Source organism: Pseudomonas azadiae (assembly GCF_019145355.1).
In the GTDB taxonomy this organism is placed as follows: domain Bacteria; phylum Pseudomonadota; class Gammaproteobacteria; order Pseudomonadales; family Pseudomonadaceae; genus Aquipseudomonas; species Aquipseudomonas azadiae.
In genome coordinates this window covers 878,302-903,201 of record NZ_JAHSTY010000001.1, presented here as the reverse complement: position 1 = coordinate 903,201, position 24,900 = coordinate 878,302, and the positions used below count along the sequence as shown (strand labels likewise).

The window sequence follows — 24,900 nt, the reverse complement described above, 5'->3', positions numbered from 1 at the left end:
GCCAGTCATCACTGACTGCAAATAAGGATTGCTGCGATGACGGAAAAACGTGATTTATATGACCTCGTCACCCCCATGGCCGAGGCCCAACTGGACGCTGCGTTGCTGGACATGACGGGCGATCTCGACAAGGTCAAGGTCTTGCACGCTACATTGCCGCATTGGCTGGTCCGCGCCAGGCCGCAGCTTTTGAGTGATCTGCAGCAGGCCCATGCCGACAGCGCACAGGTGCGCGAGAACCTTCGAGAGCGCTTGAGTCGCCTGCAGCCGCTGGATAAATTCTGCGTCGAGCAACTCAAAACCTGCCTCGCGGCCCATGGCCATACCACCCTCGACGTTGAGCGCGACTATCTGGAAATACCCAGGCGCGAACCCCTGAATTTCGCGCCGAGCATCACCGGTCTGCTGATCGAGACCGCTGCCCTTGAACGGCGCAGTCTGGTCAGGGCGGCCATGCAGAATTTTTCCGCGGCCGAAGCACAGGCAGATGGCCTGCCGCAAGGCTCGGTATTACGAACGGCGCAAGAGGAGCAAGTGATTGCCGGGTTAACCGCCGCGCAATTCGTCCAGCATTGTCGGGCGCTCGACCTGGGCGGTGCCTACCAGGCGCACATTCGAGATGTGTTCGAGTTGCCGGCGCCCGGCGAGACGCCCGTGAGCCTGAGCTATAACCAGGCCGCACTCGCCGTTGGGCAGGGCAAGGCCAGCGATATGCAGGTGGATCTGCACATCGCCTTGGCCAGGGGCCACATCAGTGAAGCGACCCATGCCCGGCTGCTCAAGCTGATCAAGGCCGATCTGCCGGCGGGTCCTGTTGAGTCGGCGCCCCTGGGAGAGCGGCTGATCTGGCAAGGCCTGAATATCGACGGTGCGTGCCTATGGAGCGTGCTGCTGTTTGGCGATGCCGAACCTGGCAAACTGCCGAGCGGCGCGGTCACGGTGTACCTGCCCAACGAGCCCGTGCGGCCCTGGTATGAGTACCCGTCGCTGGACGACTTCAAGCAATACCTGGCGTTGAAACTGCAGGTGCGACCCTACCGGAAGTTCTTCAAGGCTTACCTGAGCGAAGCACAGCGTCTGGATTTTTTCCGGCGTTTTGATCAGGACCACAGCCTGGGGGACGTCACGCCTTCGTCGGTCACCAGTAACTTCAGTGATTTCTTCTTCCGGGCTTGCATCGGCAAGATCCAGCTGGATTCGCAGGTACTGGCCGTGCCGGTGGCGGAGGTTGACGAAGAGGCGCGCCAGCAACGTCTGCTGGACTATTTGAACGTGGGCCTGGATGTGCTCAACCTCGCGGCGTTCGTGGTGCCGGTGCTGGGCCAATTGATGATGGGCGTGGCCGTGGGGCAATTGCTTGGCGAGGTATTCGAGGGGGTGGAGGACTGGAACCACCACGACCATGCCCAAGCGCTGGAGCACTTGATCAACGTGGCGCAAGGCATCGGCAGCATGCTCCTGTTCACTGCGGGAGGACACGTAGTCGGATCGATCATACGGCCGGTCGCCACGTCGGCGCCGTTTTTCGAACAGGTTGAGGCGGTTACGCGACACGATCACCAGCCCCGCTTATGGCGCCCGCGTCTGTCGTCTTATCGTCAGCTTGGCGAAATGCCACAACCCTGGCTGGCAGATGGCCGTGGCGTGCATCAGGCGCAGGGCAAGTCGTATGTGAAGCTCGACGGCGAGGTTTACCACGTTGACTACGACCCCGCCGTTGGCGAATGGCGGATCAACCATCCCACGCGGCCGGGCGCCTATCGCCCGCCCGTGCGGCACAATTTTCAAGGCGGCTGGCAGCATCTGTTCGAACGGCCCGCGCAATGGCAGGAGGCACGCTACAACCTGCTGCGCATCGACCCCCAACTGAGTGATCTGCCCACCGAAGCCCTGGATAGCCTGGCGGCGATCACTGAGCTTGAAGTCGGCGGTCTGCAGCGTCTGGCGCAAGCGCACGAGCCGTTGCCCGAGCGCTTTCATGACAGCGTGGCGCGTTATCGTCAGCATCTTGAGGTGGAAGCGCTTTGCAGCGCCCTGGAGAGTGGCGAAACCCCCGCCGCCCGTACCGGGCGTACGCAGATGCTGGCCTTGCCCCTGGTGGAAGGGTGGCCGCCTGGACGTTTCTTTGAACTGCTCGACAGCCATGGCAATCGGTTGGAAAGCTATCCCGACCTGTCGCCGTTTGATTTTTCGGACCAGAGCATCCACATCACCGAGCAGCAGCTCTACAGCGGGCAAGTGATGTCTACGCTGCTGGAGGCCCTGAGCGTTGAGCAGCGCGAGACCTTGCTCGGCGAAGCGGTTGAGCTTGAGCAGGCGCAACCCTTGCTGATGCGCCGGCTGCTCACGGCGGTCAGGCGCAACCATCGCGAACTTTCGCGCCAGTTGTACGCGCGCCTTAACGGCGCTGCTCTTGGCGAACTTGCGCCGTTGTGCGCCGGATTTGACGGCTTGTCCAATCGGGTTGCCTGGGAACTGTTGGCCGGCGCCTCCACGGCGCAGCGCCGTTATTTGCGCAGCACCGGCCGGGTGCCGCTGATGCTCGCCCAGCGCACGCGCGAAGCCCTTGACGTGATGGCTATGGATCAAGCCCTGATGGGCCTGCATTGGCCGTTCCTGGCTGACGCTGCCACCCATCGAGTGGCGGTCGGCATGCTTGAACGGTTGCAAGGCTGGCCCAGGGACCTGTTGCTACAAGTGCGCGAGGCCAGCCTGGACGGCGAAGTGCTGGAGCAGACCGGTCCGGCCACCGCTTCGGTACGTCGCACCGTTGTGCGTAGCAACCACGGTTTTCAAGCCTTTGACGAGCAGGGTCAAGACCTCGATACCTGGGTGGACGGGCCGTTGGGCTTGTACCAGGCCATCCTGGACAGCTTGTCCGCCGCGCAACGCCGAGCCATGAAGCTGCAGGGTGAAACACCCGCCGAGCAGCTGCGCTATCGGTTGAGTCTCAAGGCCCGTGACGAGCGCCAGCGCTTGCCGCGCTACTTGTGGCCCGAGCGCCCCGTGCCTGAGGAGCTGCCTGACGCCTGTGCACTCGCCCAGGTACGCCCGCCAGCCGAGTTCGCCCCAGCGCTGGTGCGCAAAGTCAAAAAACTCTACCCCGCACTGACTGAATATCAGGTGGCGGACCTGCTGCGTAACAGCGGTGACGATCACCTGAGCCGGGCCAAGGCCATCGAGGCCCTGGAGCAGCAGTTCCAGAGGCTGCACCAGGCGCTCAAGCGCTGGCGCAGCGATACCTCCGGGCACCGTGACCAGGACGGGCCCTTGTGGGATTACCGTTTAAGCCGCCATCAGGCGATGCGGGCCATCGAGCGCAGCTGGCGCGGGCTGTCCATGTGTAAGGACCAGCAGCTCAAGGAGGTGCCTGGGCTGGTACTGGATGGCATCATCCTCGGCGCGTTGCCTGCGCTGCCGCCCGACGTGCGCTTTGACCAGGTGCAGCACTTGTCTTTGCGCGACATGGGGCTGAACGACGATGTGGCTTATTTTCTCAAGCACTTCAAGGGGCTGCGCACCCTCGAACTCAACGGTAACCAGCTCTCACGCTTGCCCGAAGCGCTGTCATTGATGCCTGAGCTCGAGCACCTGTACCTGGCCGGCAATCGACTGTTGCTGACCGAGCACACGCGCAAGAAACTCGCCGATCTGCGCGGGTTGAAAACCCTGAGCATGGCCGGCAACCCGCTGCTGAATGCGCCGGATGTCGGCCATCTGTTCGACCTGCGCGCCCTGATCCTGCGTGATTGCCAGCTCAAGGAGTTTCCCGCCGGGGTGCAGCGCTTGCCGTACCTGGAACATGTTGACCTGCGCCAGAACAACATCAGCACATTGCCTGACTGGTTGCCCAGCCTGCCCCGCAGCGTGGCTCAGGCGTTCAACCTGCGGCACAACCCGTTGTCGGCCACCAGCGAGGCAGGGTTGCGCAGCCTGCGCCGACGCACCGGCCTGGGGTTGGGCTTCGTTCACGATGACATCGGTCGGATCAACGAGCAGAAAGCCCGTGAACTGTGGATGGTCGATGAGCGCATGGTCGATTTTGCCGAGAAGGATTTGGTGTGGACCGGGCTGAAAAACGCGCCGGGTTCTGACGGCCTGTTCAGGCTGCTTGCAGAGATGGGCGGAACTGCCGACGCCCAACAGGTGCGCGAAGATCTACAGCGGCGAATCTGGCGCGTGTTGGACGCGGCGGCGGGCGATGCCGAACTGCGCGAAGAACTTTTTGATCGGGCGGCCACGCCACTGAACTGTGACGACGCCGCGGCCGTCAATTTCAGCAACCTGGAGATAGTGACTGAAATCGGCGAGGCCAGGCGTTTATTGGCCAATGGGCGCATCACCGCGCGGCCTTTGTTGAAGCTGGCAAGAGGCTTGTTTCGCCTCGATCGCCTTGAGCGTATTGCCCGCCAGCACAGCAGTGAGCATCCGGCGAGCGATCCGCTGGAGGTCAGCCTGGCTTATCGAACCGGGCTGGTGGACCGCTTCTACTTGCCCGGTCAGCCGCAGCACATGCGCTTTGCCCGCCTGGGCGGGGTAACGCAAGCGGCCCTGGACAGCGCCGAGGGCGAGGTCAAGACTGCCGAGCTGTCCCCGGAATTGATGACATTCATGCTGGACTTGCCGTTCTGGAAGGACTACCTGCAGCGCACGTTTGCGAGGCGTTTCGAAGCCGTGAACGGCCCTCTAGAACAGCGCATGCTCGAGGTCTTCGAGCAGCGCCTGACCCTGGATGACGCGACCTACTTTGCGCGTGCCAACGATATTCTCGCCGAGCAACAGTTGCTGCAAAAGGCCGAGCTCCAGCGCCTGACCGAGGAGTGCATCCGGCTGGATGACTTGCAGTTGTGCGCCAGCATCGTTCCCTGATCATTCGTGGGCCTCTAATACAGCCTGGTTGATCAGGCTTTGCCCGGCTTGCCCCGGATCAGGCCGCGCACGGCGAAGCGGTTAGGGTGGCAGGCTTCGGCCACGCGGGAGGGCAGGGGCAAGGGTTCGTTGTCGAGCCAGGCGGCGATCAGCTCAGCGCACAACGGCGCGGTGATCAGCCCGCGCGAGCCGTGGCCGCTGTTGATGTACAGCCCTTCCAGCCAGGGGCAGGGCGCGTCAGGGACGTGTCGGGCATCCTTGCTCAACGCGGCGTAGGCGCGCTGGAACGCCTCGCTCTCGGCCAGCGGTCCGACGATGGGCAGGTAATCCGGGCTGGTACAGCGAAAGGCGGCGCGGCCTTGCAACTGCTCGGGCGGCAGTTGGTCGGTGGCCAGGCGCTGGGTCAAATCCTCGGAGATATCCCGCAGCATCTGCAAGTTGCCGACATGTTCGGCGACGCTGGGCACCAGGTCGTCGCTGCTGAAATTAAAGCTCGCACCCAGGGTGTGTTCGCCCAGGCGCGCCGGGGCGACGTAGCCCTCGGCGCAAACGACGGTGGCCAACGCCTGGCTGGCGGGCGTTTGCGGCAGTCGGGTGATTTGCCCGCGAATCCGCTTGAGGGGCAACTCGGCGCTGAACGGGAAACCCTTGATCTCGGCGGCGCCGGCGAGCACCACCACCGAGGCGCTGGCCAGCACGTTGTCGCCGTCGCGCGCCTGCCATTGGTGGTCGGTGCGATGCAACTGCAGCGCATTGTGATGGGTCAGCACCTCGATCAGCGGGTGGGCAGCCTGCCAGGCGCACAGCGCGGGCGGGTGCACCCAGCCGCCTTCAGGAAAAAACAGGCCGCCCTGGGCCAGCCCGATGCCCGCGCGTTGTTGAGCCTCATCGCAGTCGAGCAGGTGCAGCAGTTGCGGCGCGAACGCTTGGGCCAATTGTGCCTGGCGCTCGGCTTCCTTGGCGTCAAACGCCAGTTGCAGCACGCCGCAGCCGTCCCAGTCGACACCCCGGTGCAAATGCTCCAGCAGGCGCCGCGTGTGGCCGAAGCCGCTGAGAACCAGCTGGGACAAGGCCGTGCCATGGGCGGAAAGCTTGAGATAAAGCACGCCTTGCGGGTTGCCCGACGCTTCCTGCGCCAGGGCCGCGTGACGTTCCAGCAGGCTGACGCGCCAGCCCCGGGCCGCGAGGCTGGCGGCGGTGGCGCAACCCGCCAGGCCGCCACCGATGACCAGTGCATGGCGCTCGCCGTCGAGGGCCGGCGGGCGCGCGAACCAGGGCTTGGCGGGCGCGGGACGCGGTGTGTCCTCGGGCCAGTCGAGAAACTCGCCGCGCAGGATCTCCCACTTGTGGCCGATCCCTGGCGTGCGCTTCATCTTGAACCCGGCCGCGTTGATCAGCCGCCGCACCCAGCCGGTGCTGGTAAAGGTGCTGATGGTCGAGCCGGGGGCCGCCAGGCGCGCCAGTTCGGCAAACAGTTCGGCGCTCCACATGTCGGGGTTTTTCGCCGGAGCGAAGCCGTCGAGGAACCACGCATCGATCTGCGCGTCCAGTTGCGGCAATTGCTCCAGGGCATCGCCGATCAGCAGGGTCAGGGTCACGCGGCCGTTGTCCAGCACCAAGCGCTGGAAGCCTGGGTGGATCGCGATGTACTGCGCCAGCAGTTGCTCGGCAAAGGGTTGCAGCTCGGGCCAGAGGGCGAGGGCGCGTTGCAGGTCGGCGTGGCTCAGCGGGTACTTTTCCACGCTGACAAAATGCAGCCGCGCACCCGGCATGGCGTGCTGTTGGAACAGTTGCCAGGCGCACAGGAAATTCAAGCCGGTGCCGAACCCCGTTTCGCCGATCACCAGTCGCCCGCCCGCCGGCAAAGCGGTAAAGCGCGCCTGCAAACGGTTTTGTTCAAGGAACACATAACGGGTTTCTTCAAGGCCCGACTGATCGGAAAAATACACGTCGTCGAACACCCGCGAGTGCGGGCGGCCTTGGTCATCCCAGTCGAGCTGGGCGTGGGTGATGGGGGTCATGGGCGGCTCGGTAAAGACAAGGCGGCCATTCTAGCCGATCAACCGGCAATGAATTGACCCATGGCAAGTGCGAATGGAATTTCCTCTCTCGCCTTGCTGCCCAATCCGCTAGTCTTGAGCCATCTTGAAACGGAGCTGCCCATGTTCGAATCCGCCGAAATCGGTCACGCCATCGACAAAGACACCTACGACGCCGAAGTGCCGGCCCTGCGTGAGGCGCTTCTTGAAGCGCAGTACGAACTGCAGCAGCAGAAGCGCTTCCCGGTGATCATCCTGATCAATGGCATCGAAGGCGCCGGCAAGGGCGAGACGGTCAAGCTGCTCAATGAGTGGATGGACCCGCGCCTGATCGAGGTGCGCACCTTCGACCAGCAGACCGACGAAGAACTGGCGCGGCCACCGGCCTGGCGCTACTGGCGCCAACTGCCCGCCAAGGGCCGCATGGGCGTTTTCTTCGGCAACTGGTACAGCCAGATGCTGCAAGGCCGTGTGCACGGGCAGATCAAGGATGCGCGCCTGGACCAGGCCATTGCCGGCGCCGAGCGCCTGGAAAAGATGCTCTGCGATGAAGGCGCGCTGATCTTCAAGTTCTGGTTCCACCTTTCCAAGAAGCAGATGAAGGCGCGGCTCAAAGCGCTGGCCGACGACCCCCTGCACAGCTGGCGCATCAGCCCGCTGGACTGGCAGCAATCGGAGACCTACGACACCTTCGTGCACTTCGGCGAACGCGTGCTGCGCCGCACCAGTCGCGACTATGCGCCGTGGCATGTGATCGAGGGCGTCGATGCGCATTACCGTGGGCTGACCGTGGGCAAGATCCTGCTCGAAGGCCTGCAAAACGCCTTGAAGCTGCCCAAGCTCAAGGCCAGCGGCATGAACCCGGCGCCCTTGCCCTCGGCGGTTGACCAGATGAGCCTGCTCGACAGCCTCGACATGACGCTGCGGCTGGACAAGGACGATTACGAAGAACAGTTGATTACCGAACAGGCCCGCTTTTCCGGCCTGATGCGCGACAAACGTATGCGCAAGCACGCGTTGGTCACGGTGTTTGAAGGCAACGATGCGGCGGGTAAAGGCGGGGCGATCCGGCGCGTCGCCGCTGCGCTGGACCCGCGCCAGTACCATATCGTGCCGATTGCCGCGCCCACCGAAGACGAGCGTGCCCAGCCCTACCTGTGGCGGTTCTGGCAGAAAATCCCGGCGCGGGGCAAGTTCACCGTATTTGACCGTTCGTGGTACGGCCGCGTGCTGGTGGAGCGCATTGAAGGGTTTTGCACCACGGCCGATTGGATGCGCGCCTACGGTGAGATCAACGACTTCGAGGAGCAACTGCGCGATGCGGGGGTGATCGTGGTCAAGTTCTGGCTGGCCATCGACAAGCAGACCCAATTGGAACGCTTCCAGGCCCGCGAGGAAATCCCCTTCAAGCGCTTCAAGATCACCGAGGATGACTGGCGCAATCGCGATAAATGGGATGTTTATCGCACGGCGGTTGGCGATATGGTTGACCGCACCAGCACCGAAGTGGCGCCCTGGACCTTGGTGGAAGCCAATGACAAACGCTGGGCGCGGGTCAAGGTGCTGCGCACGATCAACCAGGCGCTGGAGCAGGCATTCGCCAAGTCTGATAAGAAGAAAAAGAAATAATCCCTGCCGAACAGGCTTGTAGTGAGCGGGCTTGCCCCGCGCTGGGTGGCGAAGCCGCCCCAACCCAGGCGACTCGGTTCCAGCTGAAGCACCGCGGTGGCTTTATTGGGGCGGCTTCGCCACCCAGCGCGGGGCAAGCCCGCTCACTACACGTCAGTTCGCAGCCATGCTTTTGTATAGATGGGGTGAATGATCGTCGCGGTTGAAGAGAACTGGATCTATCCTCGATCCCTCTCCCAACTATAACAAGATCGAGGTAGCCCATGCGTGAAGTAGTGATCGTCGACAGCGTGCGAACCGGCCTGGCCAAGTCCTTTCGCGGCAAGTTCAACCAGACTCGCCCGGATGACATGGCGGCCCACTGCGTCAACGCGCTGCTCAGCCGCAACGGCATCGACCCGGCAACGGTGGAAGATTGCATCGTCGGCGCCGCCTCCAACGAAGGCGCCCAGGGCTACAACATCGGGCGCAACGTGGCCGTGTTGTCGCAACTGGGTACGGGGACTGCCGGCATGACCCTCAATCGCTTCTGCTCGTCGGGCTTGCAGGCGATCGCGATGGCGGCCAACCAGATCGCCTCGGGTTGCAGCGACATCATGGTGGCGGGCGGCGTCGAGTCCATCAGCCTGACCATGAAAAGCGTCAACACCGACAACCTGATCAACCCGTTGCTCAAAGAGCAGGTGCCGGGCCTCTATTTCCCCATGGGCCAGACCGCCGAAATCGTCGCCCGCCGCTACAATGTCAGCCGTGAAGAGCAGGACCTCTACGCGCTGCAAAGCCAGCAGCGCACCGCCCAGGCCCAGGCGGATGGCTTGTTTGACGATGAAATCGTGCCGATGGCGGTCAAGTACAAGGTCGAGGACAAGCACACCGGTGCGGTGCAGGTCCTTGAAGGTGTGGTGGACCGCGATGACTGCAACCGCCCGGACACCACGTTGGCCAGCCTCGCCGGGCTCAAACCGGTGTTCGCCGAAGACGGCTCGGTGACGGCGGGTAACTCGTCGCAGTTGTCCGACGGTGCGTCGATGACCCTGTTGATGAGCCTTGAAAAAGCCCTGGAGCTGGGCTTGAAGCCCAAGGCGTTCTTCCGTGGGTTTGCGGTGGCCGGCTGCGAACCGGACGAAATGGGCATCGGCCCGGTGTTCTCGGTGCCCAGGCTGCTCAAGGCCAAGGGCTTGCAGGTGGCGGACATTGACCTGTGGGAACTCAACGAGGCGTTTGCGTCCCAGTGCCTGTATGCGCGTAACCGCCTGGAAATCGATAACGCCAAATACAACGTCAATGGCGGCTCGATCTCCATCGGCCATCCATTCGGCATGACCGGCTCGCGGCAGGTGGGGCACCTGGTGCGTGAGTTGCAGCGGCGCGACCTGCGCTATGGCATCGTCACCATGTGCGTGGGCGGCGGGATGGGCGCAACGGGGCTGTTCGAAGCGGTGCGTTAGTTTCCACTGAAGAAACCGGATCAACTGTGGGAGCTGGCTTGCCTGCGATAGGCATGGGTATCTACACAACTTTCAGAGGCTGACTTCACCCCCACACTTGAACGGTGTCGTATCCCAACCCGGTCACTTGCCCCTAGAATGTCTGTTCCACTTCCTCTGGCACTTTGGGGCATTCATGCACATCTCTTCCGGCCGCTGGGTCTATGGTTTTCTCCTGACCCTGCTGACCGCGCTGCTCTGGGGCATTCTGCCGATCAAACTCAAGCAGGTCCTGCAAGTGATGGACCCGGTCACCGTCACCTGGTTTCGCCTGACGGTGGCCGGTGGATGCCTGTTCGTCTACCTGGCGCTCACCAGGCGCTTGCCCAGCCGCAAGGTGCTGGGCCCCAAGGGCGGCTGGCTGGTGGGCATGGCCGTGTGCGGCCTGGTGGGCAATTACGTGTTGTACCTGGTGGGCCTGAAAATGCTCAGCCCCGGCACCGCACAATTGGTCGTGCAGATGGGGCCGATCTTTTTGATGGTGGCCAGTGTGTTTGTGTTCAAGGAGCGTTTCAGCCGCGGGCAGGTGCTTGGGTTGCTGGTGCTGATGGTCGGGTTCGGCCTGTTCTTCAATCAACGCCTGCTGGAGTTGCTTACGTCACTGGGCACCTACACCGCCGGCGTGCTGACCGTCTTGTTGGCCACGTCGATCTGGGTGTTCTACGCCCTCGGCCAGAAACAGTTGCTGACGGTATGGAATTCGCTGCAAGTAATGATGGTGATCTACCTGTTCTGCGCCGTATTACTCACGCCCTGGGCCCACCCCCTGGAGGCGTTGGATCTGAGCCCGTTGCAGGGCTGGCTGCTGTTGGCGTGCTGCATGAATACCCTGGTGGCTTATGGCGCCTTCGCCGAAGCGCTCGCCCACTGGGAAGCCTCACGTGTCAGTGCGACGTTGGCGCTTACGCCTCTGGTGACGTTTGTCGCGGTGGCCTTGGCGGCGTGGCTGTGGCCCGCCTATGTGCACGCCGAAGAGATCAACGCCCTGGGGTATTTCGGGGCGCTGATCGTGGTGCTGGGGTCGGCGATGGTCGCGTTGGCGCCGTCGTTGCTCGCCGGGCTCAAGGCTCGGCGTCTACGCTTGGCGTCCTAGGCGCCGAGCATGTCTTGCGGGCGAACCCACTGGTCGAACTCTGCGTCAGTCAGGTAGCCCAGTTGCAAGGCGGCTTCGCGCAGCGTGAGGCCTTCGGCGTAGGCTTTCTTGGCGATCTCGGCGGACTTGTCATAACCGATATGCGGGTTGAGCGCCGTCACCAGCATCAGGCCCCGTTCCAGGTGTGCGGCCATTTGCTCGGCGTCAGGCTCCAGGCCGGCAACGCAATGCTCCTGAAAGTTGTTGCAGCCGTCGGCCAGCAAACGAATCGATTCCAGCAGGTTGTGGATGATCACCGGCTTGTACACGTTCAACTGCAAGTGCCCTTGGCTGGCGGCCATGCCGATGGTCACGTCATTGCCCAGCACCTGGCAGGCCAGCATCGACAGCGCTTCGCACTGGGTAGGGTTGACCTTGCCCGGCATGATCGAACTGCCCGGTTCGTTGGCCGGCAATTTAACCTCGGCCAACCCGGTGCGCGGGCCCGAGCCCAGCAGGCGCAGGTCGTTGGCGATTTTCATCAGGGCCACGGCCAGGGTTTTCAGCGCGCCGTGAAGGGTGACCAGCGGCTCGTGGCCGGAGAGGGCGGCGAACTTGTTCGGGGCCGTGACGAACGGCAAGCCTGACAGCGCCGCCAGCTCCGAGGCGATCGCTTCGCCAAACCCCTGCGGTGCGTTGAGCCCGGTGCCGACGGCGGTGCCGCCCTGGGCCAGCTCGCACACCGCGGGCAGCGCGCTGCGGATCGCACGTTCGGCGTAATCGAGCTGGGCGATAAACGCCGAGAGTTCCTGGCCGAAGGTAATCGGCGTGGCGTCCATCATATGGGTGCGGCCGGTTTTCACCAGGTTCATATGCCGCGCCGCCAGTTCGGCCAGGCCACCGGACAGTGTCGCGATCGCCGGCAACAGGCGCTCATGCACCGCCTGCACGGCGGCGATGCTCATGGCGGTGGGGAAGCAGTCATTGGAACTCTGGGAACGGTTGACGTGATCGTTGGGGTGCACCGGGCTCTTGCCGCCGCGCGGGTTACCGGCCAGCTCGTTGGCGCGGCCGGCGATCACTTCGTTGGCGTTCATGTTGCTCTGGGTGCCACTGCCGGTCTGCCACACCACCAGCGGGAACTGGTCGTCATGTTGGCCGGCCAGCACTTCGTCGGCGGCCTGTTCGATCAGGCGGGCGATGTCGGCGGGCAGGTCGCCATTGCGGTCGTTGACCCGTGCCGCAGCCTTCTTGATCAGGGCCAGCGCGTGCAGCACCGGCAGCGGCATGCGCTGCTCGCCGATGGCAAAATTCACCAGCGAACGTTGGGTCTGGGCGCCCCAGTAAGCATCATCCGGGACGTGGACTTCTCCCAGGCTGTCGGTTTCGATACGGCTCATCGGGCACACTCCTTCAGGTCGGTTTGCGCAGTTTAGGCCCTGATCGACCCAGCGGGTTCCAAAAAAGACTTTTCATCGGATTCATCCGCCACAAAAGCGGGGCCGACAAGGGATGGGGTTGAGCCGTGGCGTTTTTTAGGCGCAGAATGGGCGCCCTTGGGGTCTTACCTCGCCTGCTAGAAAGGAAACTCGATGATTCGTCTTCGTGCCATCTGTACCGCGGTTGCTCTGGTTTGCGCCAGCGGCCAGGTTTTTGCCGATACCGCCAGCCACAACGCCAGTGCCGAAGCCTTCCTCACCCTGGCCCATGCCGACAAGCTGGGTACCCCGGTGTACATGCAAGTGCAGCAAATGTTCGCCCAGCGTTTCGAACAGACCAAGGCGCCTGCCGCCAAGCAGTCCGTGCTGGACAGCTACCAGGCCAAGGCCAACGCCGCCCTGGACCAGGCCATCGGCTGGCCGAAGCTGAAGCCGGACATGGTCAAGCTCTACACCACCAACTTCAGCGAATCGGAACTCAAGGACCTGGTTGCCTTCTACCAGTCGCCACTGGGCAAGAAAGTCCTGGAAAAAATGCCGCAACTGACCCAGCAATCGGCCCAGATGACCCAGGCCAAGCTGGAAAGCGCCGTGCCGGTGGTGAACAAGCTGTTGGAAGACATGACCAACGAGCTGTCACCTAAAGCCGCCGCACCGGCCAAGAAGAAGTAAGCAGCAATGACCATGCAACAGCGTATCGAAACGGCGCTTGCCGCCCTGGGCTCCGGCCACTTGAGCGTGCTGGACGAAAGCCATATGCACAGCCGTGGGTTACAAACCCATTTCAAGGCCGTGCTGGTCAGCCCGCAGTTCGAGGGGCTCAACCGCGTCAAGCGCCACCAGAAGGTCTACGCCACCCTGGGTGACCTGATGGGCGAGTTCCACGCGCTCGCGCTGCATACCTACACGCCTGATGAATGGGCGAAAATCGACGCAGCCCCGGCCTCGCCGACCTGCGCCGGCGGGCACTGACTCAAGGCACGGGTGTCTCTGACACCGGGCATTTGTTAGAATCCGCAACGCGCCGCTCAGACGGCGCGTTTTTTTTGCATCCGGTTCACCCTTTACGAGGGTAGCCACCTGGAGAGAACACCCATGACTCAACCGATTGTGGTGGCGGCACTGTATAAGTTCGTCACCCTCGAAGATTACGTCGCCCTGCGCGAGCCACTGCTGCAGGCGATGGTCGACAACGGGATCAAAGGCACCTTGCTGATCGCCGAAGAAGGCATCAACGGCACCGTTTCCGGCAGCCGTGAGGGCATTGATGGCCTGATGGCCTGGCTGAAGAAAGACCCGCGCATGGTCGACATCGACCACAAGGAATCCTACTGCGACGACCAGCCGTTCTACCGCACCAAGGTCAAGCTCAAGAAAGAGATCGTGACCCTGGGCGTCGAAGGCGTGGACCCGAGCAAAAAGGTCGGCACCTACGTCGAACCCAAGGACTGGAACGCGCTGATCAGCGACCCGGAAGTGCTGTTGATCGACACCCGCAACGACTACGAAGTGTCCATCGGCACCTTTGAGGGCGCGATCGACCCGAAGACCACCAGTTTTCGCGAATTTCCCGACTACATCAAAGCCAACTTCGACCCGGCCAGGCACAAGAAAGTCGCGATGTTCTGCACCGGCGGCATCCGCTGCGAGAAGGCCTCCAGCTACATGCTCAGCGAAGGCTTCGACGAGGTCTACCACCTCAAGGGCGGCATCCTGAAGTACCTTGAAGAGGTGCCGCAGGAAGAAACCAAATGGCAGGGCGACTGCTTTGTGTTCGACAACCGCGTGACGGTGCGCCACGACTTGAGCGAAGGCGACTACGATCAATGTCATGCCTGCCGCACACCGGTCAGCGTGGAAGACCGCGCGTCCGAGCACTATGTGGCGGGCATCAGCTGCCCGCATTGCTGGGATAAGCTGCCGGAGAAAACCCGGCGCAGTGCGATTGACCGGCAAAAGCAGATCGAGCTGGCCAAGGCCCGCAACATGCCGCACCCGATCGGCTTCAACTATAAGCAAACCCCTTCCGAGGCCTGAGCCATGTCCGCGCGCCTGCTCTATGTGATGGACCCGATGTGTTCCTGGTGCTGGGGTTTCGCCCCGGTGGCCGCCGCGTTGGTGGAGCAGGCCCAGGCGGCCGGGGTGCCACTGCACCTGGTGGTGGGCGGTTTGCGCACCGGCAGCGGTGCGGCGCTGGAACCGACGACTCGGCGCTACATCCTGGAGCACTGGCAGGCGGTCACTGATGCGACCGGCCAGCCGTTCACGCGCGAAGGCGCATTGCCGGAGGGCTTTGTGTACGACACGGAGCCGGCGTGCCGCGCCATCGTCACGGCACGCAGCCTGGCGCCGGATTGTGCATGGACACTGCTGGGGCTGATCCAGCGCGCGTTTTACGTCGAGGGCCGCGATGTGACCCTCGCCAGTGTGCTGGTGGAGCTGGCCGAGCAGGCGGGTATCCCGCGTATCGAATTTGCCGGTGCCTTCGACCGCGCCGAGCAGCATGCCGCCACCGCTGCGGATTTCACCTGGGTGCAGGATTTGGGTATCGCCGGTTTCCCGACGCTGCTGGCCGAGCGCAATGGCCAGTTGGCCTTGCTGACCAATGGTTACCAGCCGCTGTCCGAGCTGTCGCCTTTGCTGGGCCGATGGCTGGAGCGAGCCACCTGTGCATGACCAGCCCAAGCGCACCGACCGACTGACCTGGGCGGAAATTCGCCGCCTGGCCCTGCGTCACAAAAAATCCCTGTGGATCGCCAATGGCGTCGCCGTGCTGGCGACCCTGTGCAGCGTGCCCATCCCTCTGCTTCTGCCGTTGCTGGTGGATGAAGTGCTGCTGGGCCATGGCGATGCGGCGCTCAAGGTGATGAACCATGCGCTGCCGCTGGGCTGGCAGAAGGCAGCCGGTTACATCGGCCTGATGTTGCTGGTAACCCTGTGCCTGCGTTGCGGCGCGTTGGTGTTCAACGTGGTGCAGGCGCGGCTGTTTGCGCGGTTGGCCAAGGACATCGTATACCGCATCCGCGTGCGCCTGATCGAGCGGCTCAAGCGCATTTCTCTGGGCGAATACGAAAGCCTGGGCAGCGGCATAGTGACCACGCACCTGGTGACTGACCTGGACACCCTGGACAAATTCGTCGGCGAAACCCTCAGTCGCTTCCTGGTGGCCATGCTCACGCTGGTGGGCACCTCAGCGATCCTGGTGTGGATGCATTGGCAACTGGCCTTGCTGATCCTGCTGTTCAACCCGCTGGTGATCTATGCCACGGTGCAGTTGGGCAAGCGCGTCAAACACTTGAAGAAGCTGGAAAACGACAGCACCTCGCGCTTCACCCAGGCCCTGACCGAAACCCTGGATGCCATTCAGGAAGTGCGCGCCGGCAACCGCCAGGGGTTTTTCCTCGGGCGCCTGGGCCAACGCGCCCAGGAAGTGCGTGATTTCGCCATCCATTCCCAGTGGAAAACCGACGCGTCCAGCCGCGCCAGTGGCCTGCTGTTCCAGTTTGGTATTGACATCTTTCGTGCAGCGGCAATGCTCACGGTGCTGTTTTCCGACCTGTCCATCGGCCAGATGCTCGCGGTGTTCAGCTACCTGTGGTTCATGATCGGCCCGGTGGAGCAACTGTTGAACCTGCAATACGCCTATTACGCGGCGGGTGGAGCGCTGACGCGGATCAACGAACTGCTGGCCCGCGCCGACGAACCGCAGTACGCCGGCGGTGAAGACCCGTTTACCGGGCATGAGACTGTCGGCATCGAAGTGCGCGGGCTCAATTTCGGTTATGGCGAAGACCTGGTACTGAACCAGTTGAACCTGGCCATCGCACCCGGTGAGAAGGTGGCGATCGTCGGCGCCAGCGGCGGCGGCAAAAGCACGCTGGTGCAACTGTTGCTCGGGCTCTATACGCCGCAAGCCGGCAGTATCCGGTTTGGCGGTGCCACCCAGCAGGCGATCGGCCTGGAGACCATCCGCGAGAACGTCGCCGTGGTGCTGCAACACCCTGCGCTGTTCAACGATACCGTGCGCGCCAACCTGACCATGGGCCGCGAGCGCAGTGACCAGGCCTGCTGGCAGGCACTGGAGATTGCCCAGCTCGATGCTACCGTCAAGGCATTGCCGATGGGCCTGGACAGTGTGGTGGGGCGCTCCGGGGTTCGGTTTTCCGGTGGGCAGCGTCAACGCCTGGCGATTGCGCGCATGGTGCTGGCCGAACCGAAAGTGGTCATCCTCGACGAAGCGACCTCCGCCCTCGATGCCGCCACCGAGTACAACCTGCATCAGGCACTCGCGCGCTTCCTCAGCGGGCGTACTACACTGATCATCGCCCACCGCCTGTCGGCGGTTAAGCAGGCCGATCGAGTATTAGTGTTCGACGGTGGTCACATTGCCGAGGACGGCGATCATCAGCAATTGATTGCCGATGGCGGCTTGTACGCCAAGCTCTACGGGCACTTGCAACAAGTACGTTAATTTAGCCTAGGCTCAGCTATCGGAAGCGGATTTTCGCGTGCGTATCCAGCAGTGCATGTGTAAGGGACTTCATGAAGCAAAAGCGGACTTTCGGAACGCCAAGGCTGTTGGGCATCGTATGGCCTTTCATCGCAGTGGTACTGTTCCAGGCATTGTTGGGCTGTGTCAGTCTCTTCATGCTCTCAGCGGTACGTGGCTATGTGGCCGGCGAGAGCCTGTGGTCCAAAGGCCAGAAAGACGCCATCTATTACCTCACGCTTTATGCCGATAATCGCGATGAAGCGACCTACCTCAAATACCTTCAGGCTATCGCCGTGCCTCAGGGCGGCCATGAGCTGCGCATCGCCCTGGATCGTCCCACACCGGATCTTGCGGCGGCTCGCCTGGGCATTCTCAAGGGCGGCAACCACCCGGATGACGTCTCCAGCCTGATCTGGCTGTACCTCAATTTTCGCCATTTCAGCTACCTGGAAAAGGCCATCGAGCTGTGGACCGTGGGTGACGGCTACCTGGTACAACTCGATGAACTGGCCCGCGAGATGCACGGCGCGATCCGCCGCGACCAGGTCAGCGCCAACGATGTGCGGCAGTGGAAGGCGCATATCATTGCGATCAATGAAGGCGTAACGCCGGCTGCCAAGGCCTTCAGCGATGCCCTGGGCGAAGGCTCGCGGATGATCCTGCGGTTGCTGCTGACCACCAACCTGGCCACAGCCCTTGGCCTGATCGTGCTGGCGCTGTTGCGCACGCATAAGCTGCTGGCCCAGCGCCACGCCTTTGCCGACGCCCTGCAACAGGAAAAAGAACGCGCGCAGATCACCCTGGAGTCGATTGGCGACGGGGTGATCACCACCGACGTCGACGGCGCCATCGCCTATATGAACCCGGCGGCCGAGGCGCTGACCCACTGGAAGTCGGCCCAGGCCCAAGGGCTGCCGCTGGCCGCATTGTTCAACCTGCTGGATGATAATGCCCAGCCCGACGGGTTTACCCTGATCGACCATATCGTCAAGGGCCGGCTCAGTGGCGGCAGCGAACACTCAAAAACCATTCAGCGCCTGGATGGCAGCACAGTCTCGGTGACACTGGTGGGCGCGCCGATCCGCAGCGCCGGCAAGGTCACGGGGGCGGTGCTGGTGTTGCATGACATGACCCAGGAGCGGCAGTACATCGCCAACTTGTCCTGGCAGGCGACTCACGACGCCCTGACCGGCCTGGCCAACCGCCGCGAGTTCGAATTCCGCCTGGAACAGGTACTGCATCCCGCCGCGCAGCAGCAGGGCGGGCGGCATGCATTGATGTTCCTCGACCTGGACCAGTTCAAACTGGTCAACGATACCTGCGGCCACGCGGCGGGCGATGAACTGTTGCGACATATATGCGCGTTGCTGCAGTCGGATCTGCGTGAAGGCGACACCCTGGCGCGGCTGGGGGGCGATGAGTTCGGCATCTTGCTGGAGAATTGTCCGGCCGCGGTGGCAGAAAAGGTCGCTGAGAGCTTGCGCCACACCGTGCAAAGCCTGCACTTTGTGTGGAAGGGCCGGCCTTTCATGACCACCGTCAGCATCGGCCTGGTGCACCTGGGTCAGACCCCGACCACCTTGGAAACTTCCCTGCGCGCCGCCGACATGGCGTGCTACATGGCCAAGGAAAAAGGCCGCAACCGTGTGCAGGTGTATCACGCCGACGACTCGGAACTGTCCGTGCGCTTTGGCGAAATGGCCTGGGTGCAACGTTTGCACATGGCCCTGGAAGAGAACCGGTTCTGCCTGTACGCCCAGGAAATCTCCCCCCTGGGGCAGGTCGATGGAGGTAATGGGCATATCGAGATCCTGCTGCGCCTGCATGATGAGGCGGGCCGCATTATCCTGCCCGACAGCTTTATCCCGGCCGCCGAGCGCTACGGCTTGATGACGTCCCTGGACCGTTGGGTGGTGGAGAATGTGTTCCAGATCATCGCCCGTTGCCTGCAGGAGCGGCCGGGCCGACCGATGGCCATGTGTGCGATCAATTTGTCAGGCATCACCATTGGCGATGACGACTTCCTCGAGTTTCTGCACGAGAAGTTCCAGACCTACAATATTCCGCCGGGCATGATCTGTTTTGAAATCACCGAAACCAGCGCGATCGCCAACCTGGGCAGTGCGATTCGCTTTATCAATGAACTCAAGGCTTTAGGCTGCCATTTTTCCCTGGATGACTTTTGTGCCGGAATGTCCTCATTCGCCTATCTCAAACATTTACCTGTAGACTTCCTGAAGATCGATGGAAGTTTCGTAAAGGATATGCTGGACGACCCGATTAACCGCGCGATGGTCGAAGTGATCAACCACATCGGCCACGTCATGGGTAAGCGCACAATTGCAGAATTTGTCGAGACACCGCAGATCGAACAGGCCTTGCTCGAAATCGGTGTGGACTACGCTCAGGGCTACCTGATCGAACGACCGCAATTGTTTACCTTTGATAGTTTGCAGTGTCGACCTGTGCGGCCGCAGCCTCTGTTATTCAAGGCGCCCGGCACGTTCCGCTGAAACATTTGCTGGTCTGTACAATCACACTTAAAAAGGAGCCTTAACAGTGATCGACACATTCAACAGAACCGGCCCGCTTATGGAAGCCTCGAGTTACCCCGCCTGGGCTCAGCAATTGATCCTGGACTGTAGCGAGAGCAAGCGTCGCGTTGTTGAACACGAACTCTACCAGCACATGCGTGATAACACGCTCAGCGCCAAGACCATGCGCCACTACCTGATCGGCGGCTGGCCTGTGGTGGAACAGTTTGCCTTGTACATGGCACAGAACCTCACCAAGACCAAATTCGCCCGCCATCCCGGTGAAGACATGGCGCGCCGCTGGCTGATGCGCAATATCCGCGTGGAACTCAACCACGCCGACTATTGGGTGCATTGGGCCCGTGCCCACGGTGTGAGCCTGGAAGAGTTGCAGGCCCAGGACGTGCCGCCGGAACTGCACGCACTGAGCCATTGGTGCTGGCACACAAGCTCCGCCGATTCGCTGATCGTGGCCATTGCCGCGACCAACTATGCAATCGAAGGGGCCACGGGTGAATGGTCCGCCGTGGTGTGTTCCACCGGCGTCTACGCGCAGGCTTTCCCAGAGGAAGAACGCAAGCGTGCAATGAAGTGGCTGAAGATGCATGCCCAATACGATGACGCCCACCCATGGGAAGCGCTGGAAATCATCTGCACCCTGGCGGGGATGAACCCGACCCAGGCATTGCAGGTAGAACTGCGCCAAGCCGTGTGCAAGAGCTACGACTACATGTACCTGTTCCTGGAAAGCTGCATGCGCCTGGAGAAAGACAAGGCGCCGGTGGTGGTGCGTGAGCGCCAGGCGCGGGTCGCCAGCGAAGCGTGACGCGAGGCGATGGCGGGGGTTTCTACCCCGCCATCGCCAAGCGGTTGCGGCCTGCGCGCTTGGCCACGTACAAGGCGCTGTCGGCGCGGCGCAGCAGGCTTTCGGCGGACTCAGCGGCCAGCAGGGTCGAACAGCCCAGGCTCACCGTCAATTCGACCCGCGTTCCATCTGCCCAATAATCCTGGGCCTGTGTCGCCTGGCGCAGGCGTTCACCGATCATCGCCGCCGCGTCCCGGCCGGTGTTGGACAGCAAGACCAGAAACTCTTCCCCGCCAAACCGAAACACCATGTCCACGTTGCGCAACTGGCCCTTGATCGCTGCGGCAACGGCGCGCAGTACGCTGTCGCCGGCGGCGTGGCCGTGGGTGTCGTTGATGGTCTTGAAGTGGTCGATGTCCAGCATCAGCAAGGACAGCGGGTTCAGGTGCCGGCGCGCCATGTCGATTTCCCGTTGCAGGGTCTGGTCCATGGCAATGCGGTTGCCGGTCTGGGTCAACGGGTCACGCAGGGCACTGCGGGTGGCGGCGCGGTAGAGCAAGGCGTTGCGCATCGGGTAGAGCAGGGTGGCCAGCAGGGATTCGAGCTGGCCGAGTTCTTCTTCCGACAGGCGCTGGTTGCGACGAAAGATCAACTCGCCCAGGTGCTCGCCTTCATGGCTCAGGCTGTAGCTCATCGAGTGATGACCGCGGTGGCCCAATTCCAGGCGCAGGTCGCTGGCCTGGTGGCGGTATTGCAGGGCGTCCAGGGGCACCAGGCGTTGGATCTCACGAAAGAACACCGCGAGGATGCGCTCCGGCTCCAGGCTGGTTTGCAGCTGCAGGCCCAGTTGCTGGCGCAATTGAGTGACCGTCGTGGGTCGGCGCGGCAGAAGGGATGGCTGACCAAATCCCAGGCGTTGCAATTTGGCACTGTCAAAGTCAATTGCGTTGGTCTGGGTAGGTGTTTTCATAAGCGATCGGCCTCTAAGCACTTAGCTGTCTTACAGGCTCGATGAGAGTGGCGAGTGCCAAGCGTCTTACTGTTCCGTCAGTTCCGTAAAACATTGGTTACAGTCTAGACCGCTTTGCAAAGGGTTATCACCCCTGGGCACCGCCGCACGTCTTGTCATCGCTTGACCTGCTTGAAAAGGGTTAGAGCGATATTCATGCCAAATGTTTTAAATAAATAAAAACCTTATAAATCAATCAACTGTTTTTATCGGGCGAAAACGTTCACCGAACTATGACGCCAGTTATTTGGCAAGTAAGGACCGGCGCTGGGGTTTTTCGCGGATTTAATTGTCTCGCGAATAAACAACGCCGGGATTCACGCCACAGAATGGAGTGGCGTCAGACCAGGGTGGAGCGGTCGATCTGTGCGATGGAGGTGACGCCGGTCAGGGTCATGGCCACGCGCATTTCCTTGGCAAAGATGTCCAGCAAGTTTTCCACGCCGTGCTGGCCATCGGCGGCCAGTGCGTAGGCGGTGGCGCGGCCCAGCAGGCACGCCTTGGCGCCCAGGGCGAGCATGCGTACCACGTCCAGTCCGGAGCGGATGCCGGAGTCCACCAGCACCGTGAGGTCATCGCCCACCGCGTCGGCAATCGGTGGCAGCGCCCTGGCGGTGGACAGCACGCCGTCCAACTGGCGGCCACCGTGGTTGGAAACCACGATGCCGTCGGCGCCGAAACTCACCGCATCCTTGGCGTCCTGAGGGTCGAGGATGCCTTTGATGATCATCGGGCCTTTCCAGAATTCGCGAATCCACTCCAGGTCTTTCCAACTGATCGACGGGTCGAAGTTGTTGGCCAGCCAGCCGATGTAGTCTTCCAGGTGGGTGGGTTTGCCGAGGTATCTGGAAATATTGCCGAGGTCGTGCGGACGACCCATCAACCCAACATCGAACGCCCATTGTGGCTTGGTGACGGCCTGCAAAATGCGCCGCTGTGCCGCGAACGGGCCGGACATGCCCGAGTGAGCATCGCGGTAGCGCGCGCCGGGCGTGGGCATATCCACCGTAAATACCAGCGTTGTCACGCCCGCCGCCTGGGCTCGCTCCAGCGCGTTGCGCATGAAGCCGCGGTCTTTGAGCACGTAGAGCTGGAACCAGATGGCTTGCGGGCTTTGTGAAGCCACTTCCTCGATTGGGCACACCGACACCGTCGACAAGCAGAACGGGATGCCTTTGTTCGCGGCCGCTTTCGCCGCCTGCACTTCGCCGCGCCGCGCATACATGCCGGTCAGGCCCACCGGGCTGAGGATCACCGGCATGTCCAGCGCCTGGCCGAACACCGTCGTCTTGAGGCTCAGGCTGTCCACATTGCGCAGGACGCGCTGGCGCAGACTGATCTCGGCCAGGTCCGAACTGTTCGCACGCAGCGTGTGTTCGGCGTAGGCCCCGCCATCGATGTAGTCGAACAGAAAGCGCGGCAGCTTGCGCTTGGCTGCTGCGCGGTAGTCGGAGGCGGACGAGATGATCATGAAAAAGGTCTCCACAAGGCAAGGCGGATCAGCATAGGTAAAAACATGGCATGATAAAAACAACTTTTATCGCTGCAAGCTAGTCGTCAAAGGAATACTGATGAACCTGAGAACTTTACGCGCTTTTGTCGAAGTGGTGCGCCAGGGCGGCTTCTCCCAGGCCGCCGAGGTGGTCGCCCTGACTCAGTCCACGGTGAGCAAGGCGGTCAAGACCCTCGAAGACGAACTGGGCACGCCGTTGCTCAATCGCCTTGGCCACCGCAACGAACTCACCGCCGCCGGCGAGATCGCCTACCGTCGCGCCCTGGTGTTGCTCGCCGAACATAACGACCTGGTAGCCGAGATCAACGACTTGCGCGGTCTCAAGCGCGGCGTGCTGCGCATCGGCCTGCCGCCGGTGGGCTGCGGCGTGCTGTTTGCGACGATGTTCGCGACCTATCGCAGTCGCTACCCCGACATCGACATCGAGCTCACCGAATACGGCAGCAAAAAACTGCGCGAGTGCCTGGAAGCGGGGGAGGTCGACCTGGCGGCGCTCCTGCTGCCGATAGACGAAGACTTCGACTACCAACCCGTGCGCAATGAACCGCTGATGGCCGTGCTGCCCATCGATCATCCCCTGGCCGGGCGCGGCCGCATCGACTTCACCGACCTGGCGGATTCAGCCTTCATTCTGTTTGAAGCCGGCTTCGCCCTGAACGCCAAGATCCTCGCCGCCTGCGAGCGCAAAGGCGTCACGCCCAGAGTCACCGCGCGCAGCGGGCAGATCGACTTTATCGTCGACCTAGTCGCCGCCGGCCTGGGCGTGGCATTCCTGCCGCGCATGCTGGCGCACAAGCATCAACACGCTGGCATCGCGCTGATCACCTTGGACGAACCCCACACCGACTGGCACATCGCCCTTGCCTGGCGCGCCAGTGCCCACCTGCCGCCGGCGGCCTTGGCCTGGCTGGAGCTGGCCAAGGAGCACGCGGTTTCAACCGACCCTGCGGTTTAGTCGCGGCCAGGGCCAGAGAAGGCTTGACTTCTCCTTTTCAATCAGTAACATACGGCGCATTCCGCGATAGCTCAGTTGGTAGAGCAAGTGACTGTTAATCACTGGGTCCCTGGTTCGAGTCCAGGTCGTGGAGCCAGATAGAGAAAGCCTGCAGAGATGCAGGCTTTTTTTTGCCTTGGATTTTTCTGGGGTGATCAAAGCGCACAGCCTCATCTACAGGAATTCCATAATGAAAAATAAGGAAGCTGAAGATAAGCCTTCAGCGAAATTGGTAAAGACGCTCGCCGTTTTAAAAGAGCTCAGCACCTGTAAGCCTCGAAGAGCATCAGAGCGGCGTACGGGCGCAGAGAAAAAAGCAGAGTTGCTTTCCAAGTGGAGCCTGATTTTAGCAGCGGCGTTCTTGGCTCCGCCGGCGTTGCTGGGCTATTTCATGGATTCAACCAAAGCGTTGTCGGATGGGGTCCAGTTTGCTGCTCTGGTGGCGATAGCGTTGTCTATGTCACTAGCGCTGCTGTCGTTCGTGGCTCCGATTTTTGCTTCAGCGTGGGTGCTCTTCCGATGGGAGAAGGTGACATACGAAAACCTGCGGGGCGACATCATTCATGAGCAAAGCATTGCAAACCGTTTGCGGCGGCACGGCATCGATGCGCTCACCGAAGCTAAAATGTGGCTTGAGCTGAAGATCAAGCGCATTGAGGCGCGTGTGACGTGGTTTTTTGGGGATAAGACGGCGGCACTGGGCTTGCTCGCAACGGCTTACGTATTCTCGGAAAAATTCGGAGGTTTTCCTTGGATAGAAAGAACCCTTCGTGCCGGCCCTGGGCTTAGCAATATTGGGGATACTGTGCTGCTTTGCACTGCGGCTTTGATATTTGGACTTTCGATTGGCGCAGTGTTTATTAAGCGGATTGCTGCCCGGTACGGGTACCAAGTTGAGTTGATTGATCTTTCGCTTCGATAGTGGGCAACGCAGCATGGGAGGGCGCATCGCCCTGCCATCAGTGACGTCGGACCGGGAGCATCGAGCATCAGGGTGGTAAATACCTTACAGTTGATC

At 61.9% G+C, this 24,900-nt stretch carries 17 protein-coding genes and 1 tRNA gene; 14 read left to right on the top strand and 4 right to left on the bottom strand.

Translation table 11 applies throughout. The features are described 5' to 3' along the window. The first annotated feature begins 36 nt into the window (after nucleotides 1–36). Nucleotides 37–4,869 carry an NEL-type E3 ubiquitin ligase domain-containing protein gene (locus tag KVG91_RS04000; RefSeq protein WP_169375040.1) on the top strand — a complete coding sequence of 1,611 codons (4,833 nt, stop codon included), beginning with the start codon at nucleotides 37–39 and terminating at the stop codon, nucleotides 4,867–4,869. Nucleotides 4,870–4,901: 32 nt separating this feature from the next. On the opposite strand, the gene mnmC is transcribed toward KVG91_RS04000, so the two are convergent. Then, nucleotides 4,902–6,890 (bottom strand): bifunctional tRNA (5-methylaminomethyl-2-thiouridine)(34)-methyltransferase MnmD/FAD-dependent 5-carboxymethylaminomethyl-2-thiouridine(34) oxidoreductase MnmC, encoded by a 1,989-nt coding sequence (gene mnmC / locus KVG91_RS03995; RefSeq protein ID WP_169375039.1) that lies wholly within the window; start codon nucleotides 6,888–6,890, stop codon nucleotides 4,902–4,904. 141 nt (nucleotides 6,891–7,031) lie between these two features. On the opposite strand from mnmC, the gene pap reads away from it, so the two are divergent. The 3 genes from pap to KVG91_RS03980 all read left to right on the top strand — a co-directional run bounded on the left by pap (nucleotide 7,032) and on the right by KVG91_RS03980 (nucleotide 11,117). Further along, nucleotides 7,032–8,537 carry a polyphosphate:AMP phosphotransferase gene (pap, locus tag KVG91_RS03990; protein WP_169375038.1) on the top strand — a complete coding sequence of 502 codons (1,506 nt, stop codon included), beginning with the start codon at nucleotides 7,032–7,034 and terminating at the stop codon, nucleotides 8,535–8,537. 263 nt (nucleotides 8,538–8,800) lie between these two features. Next, nucleotides 8,801–9,985, top strand: coding sequence for a thiolase family protein (locus tag KVG91_RS03985; RefSeq protein ID WP_169375037.1), 1,185 nt, complete (start codon nucleotides 8,801–8,803; stop codon nucleotides 9,983–9,985). Nucleotides 9,986–10,160: 175 nt separating this feature from the next. Beyond that, on the top strand, nucleotides 10,161–11,117 hold the full coding sequence (locus KVG91_RS03980; protein ID WP_169375036.1) for a DMT family transporter: 957 nt from the start codon (nucleotides 10,161–10,163) through the stop codon (nucleotides 11,115–11,117). Here the strand turns inward: KVG91_RS03980 and KVG91_RS03975 are convergent. Continuing rightward, nucleotides 11,114–12,496, bottom strand: a complete 1,383-nt coding sequence (locus tag KVG91_RS03975; RefSeq protein ID WP_169375035.1) for a class II fumarate hydratase — start codon at nucleotides 12,494–12,496, stop codon at nucleotides 11,114–11,116. The genes KVG91_RS03980 and KVG91_RS03975 overlap by 4 nt on opposite strands. Nucleotides 12,497–12,688: 192 nt before the next feature. Between KVG91_RS03975 and KVG91_RS03970 the strand changes: the two genes are divergently transcribed. The 7 genes from KVG91_RS03970 (at nucleotide 12,689) to KVG91_RS03940 (ending at nucleotide 20,387) form a co-directional block, all read left to right on the top strand. Then, nucleotides 12,689–13,207, top strand: coding sequence for a DUF2059 domain-containing protein (locus KVG91_RS03970; RefSeq protein ID WP_169375034.1), 519 nt, complete (start codon nucleotides 12,689–12,691; stop codon nucleotides 13,205–13,207). Between the two features lie 6 nt (nucleotides 13,208–13,213). After that, the gene (locus KVG91_RS03965) at nucleotides 13,214–13,507 is read left to right on the top strand and encodes a BolA family protein (protein ID WP_169375033.1); all 294 of its coding nucleotides are present in this window, start codon (nucleotides 13,214–13,216) and stop codon (nucleotides 13,505–13,507) included. Between the two features lie 123 nt (nucleotides 13,508–13,630). Continuing rightward, on the top strand, nucleotides 13,631–14,572 hold the full coding sequence (gene trhO / locus KVG91_RS03960) for an oxygen-dependent tRNA uridine(34) hydroxylase TrhO (RefSeq protein ID WP_169375032.1): 942 nt from the start codon (nucleotides 13,631–13,633) through the stop codon (nucleotides 14,570–14,572). Nucleotides 14,573–14,608: 36 nt separating this feature from the next. Further along, nucleotides 14,609–15,211 carry a DsbA family protein gene (locus KVG91_RS03955; protein WP_178115016.1) on the top strand — a complete coding sequence of 201 codons (603 nt, stop codon included), beginning with the start codon at nucleotides 14,609–14,611 and terminating at the stop codon, nucleotides 15,209–15,211. Further along, nucleotides 15,204–17,006, top strand: coding sequence for an ABC transporter ATP-binding protein (locus tag KVG91_RS03950; RefSeq protein WP_169375030.1), 1,803 nt, complete (start codon nucleotides 15,204–15,206; stop codon nucleotides 17,004–17,006). Before KVG91_RS03955 ends, KVG91_RS03950 begins: the two co-directional genes overlap by 8 nt. A gap of 71 nt (nucleotides 17,007–17,077) precedes the next feature. After that, nucleotides 17,078–19,540 (top strand): EAL domain-containing protein, encoded by a 2,463-nt coding sequence (locus KVG91_RS03945; protein WP_169375029.1) that lies wholly within the window; start codon nucleotides 17,078–17,080, stop codon nucleotides 19,538–19,540. A gap of 79 nt (nucleotides 19,541–19,619) precedes the next feature. Beyond that, the gene (locus KVG91_RS03940) at nucleotides 19,620–20,387 is read left to right on the top strand and encodes a TenA family transcriptional regulator (protein ID WP_178115014.1); all 768 of its coding nucleotides are present in this window, start codon (nucleotides 19,620–19,622) and stop codon (nucleotides 20,385–20,387) included. A gap of 22 nt (nucleotides 20,388–20,409) precedes the next feature. Here KVG91_RS03940 and KVG91_RS03935 read toward each other — a convergent pair whose 3' ends face one another. Then, complete coding sequence (locus tag KVG91_RS03935; protein WP_169375027.1) at nucleotides 20,410–21,336, bottom strand: GGDEF domain-containing protein; 927 nt, start codon at nucleotides 21,334–21,336, stop codon at nucleotides 20,410–20,412. Nucleotides 21,337–21,715: 379 nt separating this feature from the next. Further along, on the bottom strand, nucleotides 21,716–22,846 hold the full coding sequence (gene lldD / locus KVG91_RS03930; protein ID WP_169375026.1) for an FMN-dependent L-lactate dehydrogenase LldD: 1,131 nt from the start codon (nucleotides 22,844–22,846) through the stop codon (nucleotides 21,716–21,718). A 100-nt stretch (nucleotides 22,847–22,946) separates the two neighbouring features. Between lldD and KVG91_RS03925 the strand changes: the two genes are divergently transcribed. The 3 genes from KVG91_RS03925 (at nucleotide 22,947) to KVG91_RS03915 (ending at nucleotide 24,804) form a co-directional block, all read left to right on the top strand. After that, nucleotides 22,947–23,843, top strand: coding sequence for a LysR family transcriptional regulator (locus KVG91_RS03925; protein ID WP_169375025.1), 897 nt, complete (start codon nucleotides 22,947–22,949; stop codon nucleotides 23,841–23,843). A gap of 60 nt (nucleotides 23,844–23,903) precedes the next feature. Further along, nucleotides 23,904–23,979, top strand: a tRNA-Asn gene (locus KVG91_RS03920). 93 nt (nucleotides 23,980–24,072) lie between these two features. Next, nucleotides 24,073–24,804 carry a hypothetical protein gene (locus tag KVG91_RS03915; RefSeq protein WP_169375024.1) on the top strand — a complete coding sequence of 244 codons (732 nt, stop codon included), beginning with the start codon at nucleotides 24,073–24,075 and terminating at the stop codon, nucleotides 24,802–24,804. Nucleotides 24,805–24,900 lie beyond the last annotated feature (96 nt).

What these genes read in the sequence shown, in the direction of transcription:
- KVG91_RS04000 (WP_169375040.1), top strand. Translation starts at nt 37, where the DNA reads ATGACGGAAAAACGTGATTTATATGACCTCGTCACCCCCATGGCCGAG.
- mnmC (WP_169375039.1), bottom strand. Translation starts at nt 6,890, where the DNA reads ATGACCCCCATCACCCACGCCCAGCTCGACTGGGATGACCAAGGCCGC.
- pap (WP_169375038.1), top strand. Translation starts at nt 7,032, where the DNA reads ATGTTCGAATCCGCCGAAATCGGTCACGCCATCGACAAAGACACCTAC.
- KVG91_RS03985 (WP_169375037.1), top strand. Translation starts at nt 8,801, where the DNA reads ATGCGTGAAGTAGTGATCGTCGACAGCGTGCGAACCGGCCTGGCCAAG.
- KVG91_RS03980 (WP_169375036.1), top strand. Translation starts at nt 10,161, where the DNA reads ATGCACATCTCTTCCGGCCGCTGGGTCTATGGTTTTCTCCTGACCCTG.
- KVG91_RS03975 (WP_169375035.1), bottom strand. Translation starts at nt 12,496, where the DNA reads ATGAGCCGTATCGAAACCGACAGCCTGGGAGAAGTCCACGTCCCGGAT.
- KVG91_RS03970 (WP_169375034.1), top strand. Translation starts at nt 12,689, where the DNA reads ATGATTCGTCTTCGTGCCATCTGTACCGCGGTTGCTCTGGTTTGCGCC.
- KVG91_RS03965 (WP_169375033.1), top strand. Translation starts at nt 13,214, where the DNA reads ATGACCATGCAACAGCGTATCGAAACGGCGCTTGCCGCCCTGGGCTCC.
- trhO (WP_169375032.1), top strand. Translation starts at nt 13,631, where the DNA reads ATGACTCAACCGATTGTGGTGGCGGCACTGTATAAGTTCGTCACCCTC.
- KVG91_RS03955 (WP_178115016.1), top strand. Translation starts at nt 14,609, where the DNA reads ATGTGTTCCTGGTGCTGGGGTTTCGCCCCGGTGGCCGCCGCGTTGGTG.
- KVG91_RS03945 (WP_169375029.1), top strand. Translation starts at nt 17,078, where the DNA reads ATGAAGCAAAAGCGGACTTTCGGAACGCCAAGGCTGTTGGGCATCGTA.
- KVG91_RS03940 (WP_178115014.1), top strand. Translation starts at nt 19,620, where the DNA reads ATGGAAGCCTCGAGTTACCCCGCCTGGGCTCAGCAATTGATCCTGGAC.
- KVG91_RS03935 (WP_169375027.1), bottom strand. Translation starts at nt 21,336, where the DNA reads ATGAAAACACCTACCCAGACCAACGCAATTGACTTTGACAGTGCCAAA.
- lldD (WP_169375026.1), bottom strand. Translation starts at nt 22,846, where the DNA reads ATGATCATCTCGTCCGCCTCCGACTACCGCGCAGCAGCCAAGCGCAAG.
- KVG91_RS03925 (WP_169375025.1), top strand. Translation starts at nt 22,947, where the DNA reads ATGAACCTGAGAACTTTACGCGCTTTTGTCGAAGTGGTGCGCCAGGGC.
- KVG91_RS03915 (WP_169375024.1), top strand. Translation starts at nt 24,073, where the DNA reads ATGAAAAATAAGGAAGCTGAAGATAAGCCTTCAGCGAAATTGGTAAAG.